13 protein-coding genes are annotated in these 13,313 nt (G+C 67.3%); 7 read left to right on the top strand and 6 right to left on the bottom strand.

Going from position 1 to position 13,313, the window contains the following annotated elements; genetic code table 11:
- Positions 1–91 precede the first annotated feature (91 nt).
- Positions 92–886, top strand: coding sequence for a M48 family metalloprotease (locus tag H7U20_RS05895; RefSeq protein WP_199518681.1), 795 nt, complete (start codon positions 92–94; stop codon positions 884–886).
- 85 nt (positions 887–971) lie between these two features.
- Here the strand turns inward: H7U20_RS05895 and H7U20_RS05890 are convergent, their stop codons facing one another.
- The 5 genes from H7U20_RS05890 to H7U20_RS05870 form a co-directional block, all read right to left on the bottom strand.
- Positions 972–2,165: a DUF3322 domain-containing protein gene (locus tag H7U20_RS05890; protein ID WP_199518680.1), complete on the bottom strand. Its 1,194-nt coding sequence runs from the start codon at positions 2,163–2,165 to the stop codon at positions 972–974.
- Complete coding sequence (locus tag H7U20_RS05885) at positions 2,149–5,538, bottom strand: ATP-binding protein (RefSeq protein ID WP_199518679.1); 3,390 nt, start codon at positions 5,536–5,538, stop codon at positions 2,149–2,151. Before H7U20_RS05885 ends, H7U20_RS05890 begins: the two co-directional genes overlap by 17 nt.
- A gap of 74 nt (positions 5,539–5,612) precedes the next feature.
- The gene (locus H7U20_RS05880; protein ID WP_199518678.1) at positions 5,613–6,332 is read right to left on the bottom strand and encodes a DUF4194 domain-containing protein; all 720 of its coding nucleotides are present in this window, start codon (positions 6,330–6,332) and stop codon (positions 5,613–5,615) included.
- On the bottom strand, positions 6,319–7,779 hold the full coding sequence (locus tag H7U20_RS05875) for a DUF3375 domain-containing protein (protein WP_199518677.1): 1,461 nt from the start codon (positions 7,777–7,779) through the stop codon (positions 6,319–6,321). The genes H7U20_RS05880 and H7U20_RS05875 overlap by 14 nt, the downstream gene beginning before the upstream one ends.
- Before the next feature lie 121 nt (positions 7,780–7,900).
- Positions 7,901–8,155 (bottom strand): type II toxin-antitoxin system Phd/YefM family antitoxin, encoded by a 255-nt coding sequence (locus H7U20_RS05870; protein WP_199518676.1) that lies wholly within the window; start codon positions 8,153–8,155, stop codon positions 7,901–7,903.
- A 467-nt stretch (positions 8,156–8,622) separates the two neighbouring features.
- Here H7U20_RS05870 and H7U20_RS05865 point away from each other — a divergent pair, with 467 nt between their 5' ends.
- The 6 genes from H7U20_RS05865 (at position 8,623) to H7U20_RS05840 (ending at position 12,784) form a co-directional block, all read left to right on the top strand.
- The gene (locus H7U20_RS05865) at positions 8,623–8,889 is read left to right on the top strand and encodes a hypothetical protein (protein ID WP_199518675.1); all 267 of its coding nucleotides are present in this window, start codon (positions 8,623–8,625) and stop codon (positions 8,887–8,889) included.
- 93 nt (positions 8,890–8,982) lie between these two features.
- On the top strand, positions 8,983–9,639 hold the full coding sequence (locus tag H7U20_RS05860) for a hypothetical protein (protein WP_199518674.1): 657 nt from the start codon (positions 8,983–8,985) through the stop codon (positions 9,637–9,639).
- Positions 9,621–10,691 (top strand): hypothetical protein, encoded by a 1,071-nt coding sequence (locus H7U20_RS05855; protein ID WP_199518673.1) that lies wholly within the window; start codon positions 9,621–9,623, stop codon positions 10,689–10,691. Before H7U20_RS05860 ends, H7U20_RS05855 begins: the two co-directional genes overlap by 19 nt.
- A gap of 185 nt (positions 10,692–10,876) precedes the next feature.
- Positions 10,877–11,173 carry a type II toxin-antitoxin system MqsR family toxin gene (locus H7U20_RS05850; RefSeq protein ID WP_199518672.1) on the top strand — a complete coding sequence of 99 codons (297 nt, stop codon included), beginning with the start codon at positions 10,877–10,879 and terminating at the stop codon, positions 11,171–11,173.
- 2 nt (positions 11,174–11,175) lie between these two features.
- Positions 11,176–11,577 carry a type II toxin-antitoxin system MqsA family antitoxin gene (locus H7U20_RS05845; protein WP_199518671.1) on the top strand — a complete coding sequence of 134 codons (402 nt, stop codon included), beginning with the start codon at positions 11,176–11,178 and terminating at the stop codon, positions 11,575–11,577.
- Positions 11,578–11,662: 85 nt separating this feature from the next.
- Positions 11,663–12,784 carry a hypothetical protein gene (locus H7U20_RS05840; RefSeq protein WP_199518670.1) on the top strand — a complete coding sequence of 374 codons (1,122 nt, stop codon included), beginning with the start codon at positions 11,663–11,665 and terminating at the stop codon, positions 12,782–12,784.
- Between the two features lie 203 nt (positions 12,785–12,987).
- Here H7U20_RS05840 and H7U20_RS30105 read toward each other — a convergent pair.
- A partial coding sequence (locus tag H7U20_RS30105) for an addiction module antidote protein (protein WP_233410531.1) occupies positions 12,988–13,313 on the bottom strand: 326 nt, incomplete at its 5' end.

Here is a 13,313-nt window from a genome sequence, read left to right as displayed (position 1 = left end):
GTATTCCATGGGCATGAAAATGGCCGCCGCCGCGCCCGCCGCGCCGGCTTTGCATTACCATGGGGGCTGTTTCCATCCGCGGAGAAATGCTATGTGGCAGCCGATGCGCGCCTTGTGCCTGCTGATGCTCGGGTTGTTGACGAGTGCGTCTGCCGGCGCCCAGGTCGCCGCCGGTGTCAACGCCGAGGCCGTCACGCAGCAACTGGTGGCGGGCCGCGCCGCCGAGCTGTACGCCGAGCGTCTCGCCGCCTTGCGTGCGGCCCACGCGCTGGACGTCCACGGCGCCGTGCTCGAGCGTGTGCGGCGCATCGCCGGCGGCCTGATCGCCCAGGCGCGCCGCGACTATCCCGACAGCGCCGATTGGGCCTGGGAGTTGCACGTGACGACCGACGAGGAGCATCTTGCCGATGGCATGGCCGGCGGCAAGATGCTGCTCGGCGAGGCCTATCTGGAGCGGCTGGAGATCGCCGACGCCGAGCTGGCCATGCTGCTGGCGCACGAGATGGCGCATGCCTTGCTGCGCCACAATCTGCTGGAATACCAGCTGGCGCTGCGCCTCGATCGCGGCTGGGCGCGGCGGCCCTTCCTGGCGCTGGAGGAGGCGGTGGAGAGCGACAGCGCGCTGATCGCCAAGCTGGCGCCGCAGGGCCTGGCGCAGGAGGCCGAGGCCGACCGCGAGGGCCTGCTGCTGGCCTGGCGCGCCGGCTGGCCGGCGGCCCGCCTGGCCAACTATTTCAAGAAGCTGGCGCGCGGCAGCGGCCTGCCGAATTTCGACTCGGCCACCCACCCTTCGCCGGCCAGCCGTTGGGCGGCGGCAAGGGCGCTGGCGGCGACCCTGCCGGCGGGGGCCGCGTGGCCGGATGGCGACGGACGACTATTTCCGTAAATGAATATTGCTGGGATGAAAGCCCCATCATTCCGCCGCCCGCGCCGTGGCCAAGCGCATGGCTGACCCCGGCCGACCGCCGGCGCTAGCGCGGCGCCGGCCCGCCGGGGTGCGCGGCTTGCACCGCCTGTGACAGCGCCGTCCAGGCGAAGTCCCAGTCGATGCGCTCCTGTTCCAGGCGCAGGTTGGGGCGCCAGCGCTGCTCTTTGAGGCCGCGATAGACCAGGCTCTCCGCGACCGTCAGCGCGGCCAGATCGGCCGCGCCGTGCTGCACCTTCTCGTCGGTCCACAGCGGCGCGCAGCGCAGCAGCGTGGCCTGGTCCATCAGCACGGAGGCGAGGCCGGGCAGATGGCCGCGGGCGCGCTGCAGGATCGCGTAGCCGTGCGTGTCGATGTCGCCCCAGTACAGACCGCGCGCCGGCGCGATCCAGGGCAGCTGGGCCAGCAGGTCGACGCCGTAGCCGAGGCCCATGAAGGCCACCGTGCCGGGCAGGTCGGCCAGCGCCAGGCCGGTTTGCAGATTCTCGACGATCAGCACCACCGACACGGGCAGCGCCAGGCGGGCCAACTCCTCCACCGGCGCGGTGACGTCGCCCAAGCCTCCCAGGCGGGCGCGCAGCCGCGCGTCGAGCACGCGCATGCGCAGCTGGACGGGCGGGCGCCGCAGGCCGCTCAAGGCGTAGAAATCGGCGTCCTGGTCCGCCGCCTCGCGCAGCGCCGCCAACAGGTCGACCAGCACGCCGCGGCGCTGCTCCATCCATTTTGAGTCGATGCCGGCCAGCGGCAGCTGGCGCGGGTACAGGCCGGAGCGCGGATGGGCCAGCAGCCAGGCCAGCAGGTCGAGCAGGCGCTGGAAGTCGGCGTCGGCGTAGTCGGCCAGCACGCCGAACAGGCGCGGCAGGCGTCCGGCCAGCGCCGGCCAGCGCGCCGTCAGCAAGTCGAAACGCGCGGCGGCGCGCTGCCAGCGTTCGTGCTCGCCGCTCCACATGGCGGCCTGCGCCGGCTCGTGCAGGGTCAGCGTGTCGGGCAGACTCTGCGTGCCGAGCACCTTCCAGCGCCGTTCGGTCCAGCGCAGCTCGCCGGGACCGCGCCAGGCGCGCCAAGCCTCGGCCCAGGCGCGCACCGCCTCCACCTGGCGCAGCGCCGCTTGCTCGGTGGGCAGGCCGAGCGCGATCACCTGCGGCCAGTGCCGGTCCGCCGCGGTGGCGGCCAGCCAGTCGCGGTGCTGGCTGGCGAAGCGCTTCGCCAACAGCAGGCCGACGTCAGCCGGCAGCTTCAAGGGCGGCCTCCTCGCGCGCCTGCTCGGGCAGGCGCAAACGCTGGCGTTCGCCGTCGTACTCGATCATCAGCACGCCGGACACTTTGCGGTCGCGGATGTCGACGAAGCAGGCGCCGCCGATGAAGGGCTCCAACGTCATCACCGACTTGAGCGGCGTGGCGACGATCATCTGGAAGCCGAAGTTGGCGAAGATGTTCATGGCCAGCGCGGTGAATTCGTTGTCGGCCTTGTCGAAGGCCTCGTCGAGCACCACCGGCGCGTACATCGGCAAGCCGTGGTCGCTGCCGCCCAACTGGTAGCGCAGCGCGGCGGCCAGGCAGGTGGTGGCCAGCTTTTGCCGCTGGCCGCCCGACTTGCCGGCGCCGCTCTGGTAGACCTCGACCTCGTTGCCGTCGGCGTCGATCTCCTTGCCGGTGAACTCGACGTGCAGGCGCACGTCCAGCACCGCCTCGCGCCAGCGGCGCTGCTCCGGCTCCTGGCTGCCGAGCCGGTTGACCAGGCCGCGCAGGGCGACGAAGCGCGCCTCGGCCGCCTCGCGCTCCTCGCCCCAGGCGTTGCTCAGCGCCTTGTGGATGTCCTGCTTGAACTCGCGCACCTCGGGCAGTTGGCGGTCGCTCGGCAGGATGTGCAACGTGGTGCTCTGGCCGGCGTTCTGGTTGAAGGGCACCTGGCGCAGGCTGGCGTTGACCAGTTCCATGCGCTCCAGGATGGCCTTGCGCGCGTCGTTCAGGTAGGTCGACAGCGCCGCCAGGTTCTGGTTGCTCTGGTTTTGCAGCAGCTCGAAGAAGCGCTGCTCGTGTGCCGGCAAACCGTCCGTCTCCAGGCGCGCCAGCTTGGCGAAGAAGTCCGGCGCGGCGGCCAGCGCCGCGTCCAGGCCGTCCGAGTCGGCCTTCCACTCCTTGATGAAGGCGCTGAAGCGGGCCTCGATGAATTTTTCGCAGTGGGCGATGTCCTGGTTGAGCCGCTCGATGTCGGCGCCCAGCGCCTTGCTGACGGCGCGGTCGGCGGCGTCGAGCGTGCGCAGCGTGACGGCGTCGGCCAGCGCGGCGTAGCGCTCGTCGAGTCCCTGCTGCTGGTGCGGCGTGGGCGCGACGATGCTGGCGTCCTGGCGCAGCGCCGTCAACTGGGCGCGCTGCTCGTCGATCTTGCGCTGGCAGGTGCGCAGCTCGACATCGGTCTCCTTCAAGCTGTTGGCGGCCTGGCGCACCAGCTCCTCCTGTTCGCGCAGGCGGGCATCGATCTGGCGCAGCTCGCTGTTGCCCTCGCGCGCGGCCTTGAGCTGGTGGTCGATGGCGGCGATGCGCTGCACCATCGGCTGCACGTCGATCTCCTGCCACTGCAGGTTGACCAGCACCTGGCATTGCAGCGCCCGCGCGCCATTCTCGGCCATCCGCCGGCGCAGTTGCGCCAGCTCGGCGTCGTAGCCGGCGACGCGGGCCAGCAGCTCGCGCTGCTGTTGCTCGTACAGGGCCAGCTTCTCGCGGTTGTCGAAGCCCAGCACCCAGTGCTGGCGGTCGCCGATGGCGCTGCGGTCGTCCTTCTCGTGGCGTGTGCGGCTGTGCTTGACCTGGCCCTCGCGCGTCAGCGCGCGCTCGCTGGCGGCGCGCAAGGCGGCGATCGATTCGACGCAATCGTAGTCGAAGCGCTGGCGCAGTTCGGCGCGCAGCCAGTCGGCTTGGGCGCCGTCCTTGACCTTCAGCTTGAGCACCAGCGAGTTGGCGCGCAGCGGCCGCGTGGCCGCCGTCTCGGCGCGGCCGGTGCGCAAGTACACCAGCCGGCGGCCCAGGTTGACGCCGTTGATATGGTTGGCCAGCGCGGCGTAGTGCTCCTCGTCGACCAGGATGGATAGGGCGAAGCCGTGCAACACGCGCTCGGCGGCGCCGCGCCACGGCGCCTCCTCGGCCTTGACCTCGAGCAGTTCGCCGACGAAGGGCAGCGCCGCCTCGGCCACGCCGATGGCGGCGGCGATGTCGCGCCGCAGCGCGATCATCTGCGCCGGGATGTTGGACGGCTGCCGGCGCAGCGAGGCGATCTCCTGCGCCACCGCCTCGCGCTCGGCCACCGCCCCGGTGCGGGCGCGGTCGAGCAGCAGCAGCGGTTCCTCGGCCAGGCCGCCGCCGGTCCATAGCGCCAGTTCCTGCCGCGCGCCGCCGAGCAACTCGGCGAAGCCCTGCGGCGTGGCCGGCAGCGTCCAGCCCAATTGACCGCAGGCGGTGACCGCCTGTTCGCGCCGGCGCAGACGTTCGCCGCGCTGCTCCTCCAGTCCCTTCTTTTCGCTCTCCCAATGCTCGATCTGGCCGCCGCCGGCCTCGCGGCGCTGCTGCTCCAGGTCGCGCAGCGCCGCGCCGCGGATGTCCAGCGCGTCCTGCTGGCGGCGCAGCTGGCCGGCGTGGCCGTCCAGCTCGACGTCGAGGGCGGCCAGGGCCGTTTCCAGCAGCGCCATGCGGCGCCGCTCGCGGTAGCTGTGCATGCCGACGCGCAGCTCCTCGTGGCCGTTGCGCTGCAATTGGATGGACTGCATCTGCTGGTGGCGCTCGCGCGCCGGCACCAGCATCTGCACCTGCTGGCGCGCCGTCACCACCGCCTGGTGCGCCGCGTTGAGTTCGCCGAACTCGCTGACCAGGCGGTCGGCCACGGCGAAGGTCTCCGGCTTGTCGAGCATGAAATCGCGCAGGAAGGCGTTCAGGTCGCCCAGGTTTTTGGCCGACTGGGTCTTGTGCAGCAGGCGCAACGCCATTTCGCTGTCGATGCCGAGCAGGCGGCAGAAGCGCTCGCAGTAGGGGCGGAATTCGTCACGCGCGTGGGCCTCGGGGAAGGTCTGCTTGAGTTTGCGCACGTCGAAATTGCTGTCGCCGAATTCGCTCAGCTCGCGCAGGTCGAAGGCGCGCTCGAAGATCAGGAAGTAGCGCTTGACGTCGGTGTTGCCGTTGGCGCCGCCGCGCAGCCAGAACAGCTGCACCAGCGTCACCTGCTGGCCCAGCGCGTTCTGGTAGTTGAGCGCCAGCGCCGACCAGGTGGTGCCGCTGCGCAGATAGCGCGTGGTGTACTCGCCCGAGCTGGCGTCGCTTTGCGCCGCCCAGGCGCCGCGCACATAGCTGACCAGGTTGCGGTCGCGGCCGGCGCGGTCGGCCTCGCGCGCGGCGGCGTTGAAGTCGACCCAGCGCGGTGGCACCAGCAGCGCCGAAAAGGCGTCCAGCAGCGTCGACTTGCCGGCGCCGGAGCGGCCGACGATGAGGAAGCCGCGCTCGCTGATCGGCACCTCGTGCAACTCGCCGAAGGTGCCCCAGTTGTACACCTGCAGCCGCGCCATGCGGAACTGCTCGCGCGAGAAGGGCGTGGTGGGCGCCGCCGCCGGCGCGGATGCCGCCGCCATCGTGCTCGCCGCCGACGCCGAAGGAGGAGCCGAAGCCGAAGGCGCGTTCGGTGTTGCTGTCGCTGCGACGGGCGTCATTGCTCGTCCTCCTCGTCGGGCGTGGGCTGCTTGCCCAGCGCTGCCGGGTCGCCCGCCGCCATGCGCCGGTACAGCGCGGTCAGCGTCTGGATTTCCTCGGCCGAGAACAGCAGCTTGAGGGTGGGCGAGATTTCGAAGCGCTCGTCGCTGGCGCGGATCTTCTGCAGGATATTGTGCTTCTTGATTTTCTCCACCGAGGCGTTGACCCGCTTGGTGAAGCCGGCGCGGTCGGTGCTGGCGGCGCGCTCGTACAGCGTGAGGTTGTCGACGATCTCGCCCAGGTCGACCACGGCGCGCTCGCCCTGGGCGTCGGCCTGGGTCAGGCGCTGGCGCAGGTAGAGCAGCAGGATCGAATCGATGAAGGTCAACTGGGCGCGGCGCAGCAGCAGCGGCACTTCCAAGTCGCCGGTGTCGGCCTGGCGGGTGAAGGCTACCTGCATGTCGCGGTCGATCACCAGCTCCAGGAACAGCTCGGCCAGGCGGCGCCGCACCGTCACCTCGTCGCGCAGCAGGATGGGCCACAGCTTGGCGTGGCGGCGGCCGTCCAGCGCCGGGCCGGACAGCAGTTGCACCAGCGCGCGCCGCGTGTCTAGCGGCAGCTCGCCGCTGTCGCCGTTGAACAGCGCCGTGGCCGGCGGCGCGCCCTCGCCGGCTTCGCTGGCAACGGTGGATAAGGCCGGGGTGTCGGTCTCGTGTTGTGGTTCAGACCAGTTCATCGGCGCGTTCCTTGACAAAGTAGATGGTGGGGATGCGGGCGCTGCGCCGCTGCTCGTCGCCGCCGGTCCAGCTGACGGTTTCCTGCGCGTCCGCCGCCACGCCGTGGCGGCTGGCCAGCGCGAGCAGGCCGAGCACGCTGCCCAGGCCCTGCGCCGCCGGATGGGCCAGCAGCACCTCGCCGACCGAGGCCTGCGAGCGCAGCGCCAGCACGGCGCGCACGTCCGCCTTCAGGCTGCGGAAGTCGATCTCCGACTGCGCCACCAGCTCGCCCACCGACTCCAGGTCGATCGGCGCCGCCTCGCCGTCGCGCATTTTGCCGGGCAGCGCCTGCAGCGTTGGGTCGTGCAGCAGCCATTGCGACAGCGAGGCCAGCTTGCTGCTGGTGAGCGTGAGGGTGAAGGCCAGCGTGTCGGTGGTCTTGACCTCGTCCTTGAGCGCCAGCGCCGCCAGCTGGGCCTGGCGCAGCAACTGGTTCAGGCGGCGCTGTTCCTGGAACTCGCGGCTCTGCACGAAGTTCTTCAGGCTGCGCGCGAAGGACTGCAACACGTCGTGCACCATGCCACCCTGTTCGAGCAAGGTGCGCGTCAGGCGCAGCAGGAAGCGCCGCTCCTGCGACTCCAGGCCGGCGACGAAGTCGCGCGACATCAACTGGTCCAGCGCCTGCTCCAAGGTGGCCGACTGCTCCGGGTCCGTCAGCAGGCGCCAGAAGGCCGAGAAGGTGCGCCCGGCGTCGCTCTCGGTGATCAGGTCGATGCCGGCGAACAGCGAGTCGAGCACCTGGCCGCGGTTGCCGTCGTTCTCCATGATGCGTTCGCGCAGCTCGCGGTTGAGCTGCTCGAACTGGTCGCGCACGCGGCGGAAGTCGCCGGCCAGGTCGTCGGCCAGCTTGATCACCTCGCGCGTGCGCTCCAACGCCGCCGCCTCGGGCAGGATGTGCAGCACGCCCTGCTCGATGGCGGCGATCTCGCGCTCGATGCGCTCCTGCTCGGCGCGCAGGCGGGCGACGCGGCGCGCCTTGTCGCTGTCGGTGTCGTCGGACAGCCGGGCCAGGGCGTCGATCACCAGGCCCAGGCGGCTCTCCGTGGCCGAGGCGTGCGGCTTGACCAGGCCGGAGATGAAGCGGATCGCCTCGATGGTGGCGCTCGACAGCTCGTACTCCTCCTCCGCCGCGCCGGCCGGGAAGCGGCGCTCCAGATAGCCCTCGGCCAGCCAGCCGGCGACGTAGCTCTGCGCCGTCGGCCCCCAGTCCTCGCCGAGGTTGCGCAGGCGCTCCAGCTCGCGTTCGATGCGCTCGTGCAGGATCGAGGCCGGCAGGTTGCGCTCCTGGTCGTACAAATGGGTTTGCAGCAGGCCCAGCACGGTCGGCCCGTTGCCCGAGGCGAGCAGGCGCCACAAGGGCTGCCCGCGCATGCGGCGGTAGACGGCGAGGGCTTTGTCGGCTTTCATACCGCCATTTTAAGGCAGATTGTGTGGCGGGACGGGCAAGCTTGCTGTGCTGGCTGTGGTGCAGGGGGGGCTGCGCGCTAGATGTTGCGCCATTTCAGCCTTGGCATTGTTCCGGCGGGCATTAGGAGAAGTCCGCGCCTTGGGCCGGCTCGCGTGACGGGACGATGACGAACTCGATGTCTTCGGTTCCAGGCATGGACAGAAGGTCGGACATTTTTTGATCGCCGATGGTGAGCCGTTGGTACTCCTCTATGCTCAGCAGAACATGCGTCGGCCATCCTTTTTCCGCGATGAATACCGGGCCAAGGTTCGCCGCCTTCATTGTCTCGCTGGCGTTCTGCTGGAACTCCGAACTGGAAATGGTGGTGATGGACATGGATCGTCTCCTTTTTTCGACCTTACGATAAGCGGAGGAGGCTCGCAACAATGCACCAAAGCGCCGGCGGCTTCGATAACCTAGCGGCCTGACGACTGTCAACATCCGACGACCGTTCCGAATTTATGCTGGCTCGTCCTGCGCGTTGTTGCAACCCACGAGGATCAGCAAAGGCGGCAGCGATGGCGAATTTCTATCGGTACTGGTCCATGTGCAAGTTATCGGGGGGAAGAAATGAAGGACCGCGCTCTGCTGTGCATTGTGGCCGTGGTGTGCTCGGCCGCCTCTTGGATATTTTGGCATTTTTTAGGCGGGGATGCCATGATGACTATACTGAATGTTGTATTGGTCTCGTTCGTCTTCGACAATATTCGTTTGCGCAGAAAGCTCCGCGAGCGTTCGACCGCCGCGCGTCCACGTGGGTAGACTTCGGCGATCCTTGTTAATCCATGAGACGGCGGATGGCAATGGAAGAGCTCAATTTGTTGTGTGCGCATGACAATTGCACGAGCCTGTCATCCTTTGCCGCCGCATTCTTCCGGGCGTTCGGCATCAGCGCGTACACGGAACGGGACGGCAGCAGCTATGCGACTGGCCACTATTTTCAGGGACAGCTGGGCGATATTGATGTGACCGTCGCCGGACTGACTGATGCGGCCGTCGCGGCGACTGAACATGGCCCAAGTCGTGACGCGCTCACCCGGACGGCAGCACACCGCTTCCCTCATCGATGATGTTGAGAAACGCCTCGTAGGCCTGCGTTGATGGCGCACGCCCGTAAAATTTGATGCAAGGCAACTCCAGCGCCGCTTTGCCGAGAAACACCGTTGAAAAAGCTATTCTTCCAGTTCGCATCGTTTCTCAATGTTGTCCACGAACCGGAGGAGACCATGGCAGGACTGCACGGGAACACACAAGGCGTTGGCCGCGATATCGTTGACTACCTAACTGCGGTTGCAACGCACTTCACGCTGACCATCAACGTTACCAGCGGCTACCGCGGCGCGTCGGATCAAGCGCAGGCCATGCTGAAGTATTGGCTCAAACTCAAACGTGGCAAGGTCTACGGCAAGAAGGATTTGCCTGAGGTCGAGCGCAAAAAGCTGGATGCCTATTTCAAGACTTGCAAGGCCGATCCTAAGGCCAAGCTCACCGAGCGGCAAGAGGCCCGGCGCAGTTTTCTGAAACTGGCCGGTGAACAGCTCGGCAACAAGAGCCGGCACTGCAGCGGCCGCGCGGTGGACGTCACCCAGGCCAGTGTGCCGGCGGCGGCGTACCGGGCCATCACCCTTAAGCTCAAGGAAGTGAGGGAGGGGCGCGGCGACATCTACCACTTTGAAAGCGTCGCGACTGTGCCGTCGGTGTCGGCGGACGACAAGAAAAGCTGGGATGCGCTGTCCACCTCCCCATTGGCGTCGTCTGGCAGCGGCGGGAGCACGCTAGTCGCTACCGCAGGGGATTTTCCATGCACCTGTACTGCTTGAGCGGCGCGCGGTTTCGGATGTCTTGGCTGAGCAGTTGGTGCCTGGCGCTGGTATTGATCGTCGTTGTGCATGGTGCGCGCGGCGCGGCGCCGGCCCCCACGCTGTCTTTTTTCCAGAGCAACGGGCAGGGACACCATTGGATGCTGTGGCGGACCGACCAAGCGCAAGCGACACTGTTGCTGGCGCTGCCCGCGCAGCCACGCAATGTCTTCTGGCCGGCCGGCGAGACAAGCGTCTACTACACGCTCGACGGCGGTATATTCCGCGCACGCCTGGACCGGTTGCCCAGCCAGGCGGAGCGGTTGGCGGGGTTGCCGCCCGACGTTGGCGAAATCCGCGCGCTGTGGCGCGAGCGGGGCACACGTCAAATGCGCGTCGCCGCCATGCTCCCGGTCGCGGACGGCGATGTGTTGACGCCGGGACGCTTGCGCTACCGACTTGCCGACGGCCAAACCATCGCCGGCATGGCGGTGCCCGCCTGGGGCCTGCCGTTCGTCTGCACCGTGCTGGAGCTGGGAAAGGATGGAAAAACATGGACCGTGCTGGCCAGGCGCGCGACGAAGGACCAGGCCGGCGGCACGCCGGGGCTGGCCGTGGTCGACGACATGCGGCATGAGTTGGGTATCGCCAATGAGCGCTTGCTGGAATCGTACTCCTGCCGTGCCGGCCAATGCCGCAACGATGTTCCGGCCAAGCTGTTCAAGCTCGCCGGCGCGCTGGCGGGCAGGCGGCTCGATGCCGATGAGTTCAGTATCCTGCAAGGCGGCGCGCGGCGGCCTGCGGTCATCTTCGCGACCACGACGGGCGACCAACTGCACATGACGCCGCCGGTCTTCGTGCTCGGGGTGGATGGCCGCGCCGCGCAGGTGCCGGCGGTGGCGGGGCGCCGGCAATTGGGCCTGGCTATCAGACAAACACAGCTGTTGTTGGCCGACGAGGCGACCGGCGCCGGGCCTGTGGTTGTCGAACTCGCCACCGGCGAGCTGCGCTTCCGTGCGGACGGGTGGGGCGCGACGTGGGTGCCGGAACGGTCGGTCGGATCGTTGCCTTAGTCCCGTGTGTTCCATGGCGAACGCGACGCAGTAGAATCCCCGTGGAACTTGGTGCGCGCACGCCCGCGCGGATGGCCACTTCGGTGGCTCAGCGGCTTGTTCGACCGGAACCGCAACCGCCGGCCCCCTCAAACAAGCATTCGCTGCAAGTGAACGAAATAAACCAACTAGGTTAAAATACGTTGATGGAGAAGCGAACTCCGCATTGTAAACTGGCGGTGGTCCAAGCCTTGGTAGCGGCTGGCAAGGTGCGCACCACGCACGCGGCGCGAGCCGGTGCAAATGAGCTGGGGCTTGCATTCTCCGAGATGCTGGATGTGGTGATGGCGCTCACGCCAGCGGACTTCTACAAGAGCATGACCACCTACGCCGATCACACGATATGGCAGGACGTGTACCGTCCAAGCACCAAGGCGGGTGAGGTGTACCTGAAGCTGACTGTCGTCGATGGCGTGCTGATTGTGTCCTTCAAGGAGCGATGAACATGAAATGTCCCGTTTGCGGCGCGGCCGAACTGATCCACGACACCCGCCACATGCCCCACACCTACAAGGGTGAGCGCACCGTCATTGCCGCGGTGACGGGCGATTTTTGCCCGGCCTGCTCCGAGTCCATCTTGGATGCGGCGGAATCGAACCGCGTCATGCGCGAAATGCAGGCCTTCTCCAAGCAGGTGAATGCGACCATCGTCGATCCCGGTTTCATCGCCAACGTGCGCAAGAAGCTCGGTCTTGACCAGCGTGAAGCCGCCGAAATCTTCGGCGGCGGCATCAATGCCTTTTCGCGCTACGAGAACGGCAAGACCAAGCCGCCGCTGGCCTTGGTCAAGTTGTTCAAGCTGCTGGACCGCCACCCCGATCTGCTCAGCGAGGTCCGGGTCTCCTGAGCTTCTTTCCGGCCGCGGAATCGCTTTGCCGAGCCGCTATAATGGCGGCTTCCCGCAATCGACCTGCGCGCCAGCGCCGACACCCATGCCGCTCACCACCCAGTACACAGTCCGTATCGCCACGCCCGTAGCCGGCCCGCAGTCGCGGGTACGCAAGCAGTTCAACACCCTGGTCAAGAAGCTCGAAGCCGAACGCGTCAAGCTGGCGCTGTGGCGCGAGGAGTTGCCGAAGATACGCGCCCTGGCCGACGGCGAGTACCAGCCCTTGGCGAGCGCCTTCGACGCCCATCGCCGGCGCATGTTGTTGCAGCTCGACGAGGCCTGTTCCGACCCGAAGATGGGCAAGACGGACAGGGAAAAGCTGGCCGACATGATCTGCACGATTGCCCGGGACTTGATGCAGATGGACGGCGAGGACGAGCTGATCAAGGAGATCTACAACAAGCACAGCGGAGGCGACTTCGATTCGGAGATGGCCGCGGAGAAGGCGTTCATCCGCCAAATGGTGGGCGAGGTGACCGGCGTCGAACTGGACGAGGACGCCGATTTCAGCTCGCCGCACGCCCTCCTCGAGGCCATGCGGGCGAAGATGGAGGCGCTCGAGCGCGAGGCGGGACAGCAACAGGAGCCGGCCGGACAGGCCCATCCGGCCAAGCCGGTCAAGCTGAGCGCGCGCGAGGCGCGCCACCAGGCCGAGGAGCTCAAGCTCAAGCAGTCGGTGCGCGACATTTTCCGCAAGCTCGCCAGCGCCCTGCACCCGGACCGCGAGACCGATCCCGCCGAGCGCGGGCGTAAGACGGCGCTGATGCAGCGCGCCAACGTGGCGTATGCGGCGAACGACCTGCTTGGGCTGCTGGAGCTGCAACTGGAGGTCGAGCAGATCGACCAGACCGGCCTGGACAACCTGGACGACGAGCGGATCAAGCAATTCAACCGGATGCTCGGCGGCCAGATCGACGAAATCAAAGTTGACATCCTCGCGCTGGAAAGCGCGCTCTCGCTGGACATGGGCTGGGAGATGGGCCAGCACCGCACGGCGAAGGCGATGCTGCGGCGCCTGCGCCTCGACATCGCCGATATGCGCGCCAACGTCAAGCAGATCGAGGCGGACCTCGACACCTTCAGCGACCGCAAAAAACTCAAGGCCTGGCTGAAGGACTACCGTATCGTCGGCAACGACGCCGGCTACGGCGAACCGTGGTTTTAACGGCGCCGGCTGATTTGAGGAGCCAGATGGCAACAGGCAAGTAACCGTTCTCCCCCTCGCGCAGCTGCACGACATGGCCGACTCGCCCTTCCCGTCGGTGCAAGTGACGTCTTTTGCGGCGGGGGAACAGCGAATCGACTATCTCTTTCGCCGCTTGCCCTTGGATCGCCATGGCCAGCTTGCGATCGGTTTTCGTCGGTGCGTCACGCTCGCCCGATTGGTTGAACCACCAGTCTTAGTCCGATCGCATTTAACACTTTCAACATCGTGTCAAACCTGGGCTGGCTCTCCGGTCGAAGCGCCTTGTAAAGCGATTCGCGAGCTATGCCAGCCTTGCCTGCAACCTCTGCCATGCCCTTGGCCTTGCAAGCAACCAGTATCGCTTCCGCAAACATCCTAGCGTCACAGTCAGCAAGAAACTCGTTTATGAAGGTCACTAGCCTGAATGTTTCATAAACCCTAATCGCTGGCGGACCTCTCCCTCGAAGGCGGCCTGTCTGAGCGTCAGCGGTGCGCCGGGCGAAGTTCG

The sequence above is a fragment of the Rugamonas violacea genome, assembly GCF_016461825.1.
GTDB lineage: Bacteria > Pseudomonadota > Gammaproteobacteria > Burkholderiales > Burkholderiaceae_D > Rugamonas.
Note: the sequence above shows the minus strand (reverse complement) of the source record. Positions and strands in the feature narration are given on the sequence as shown.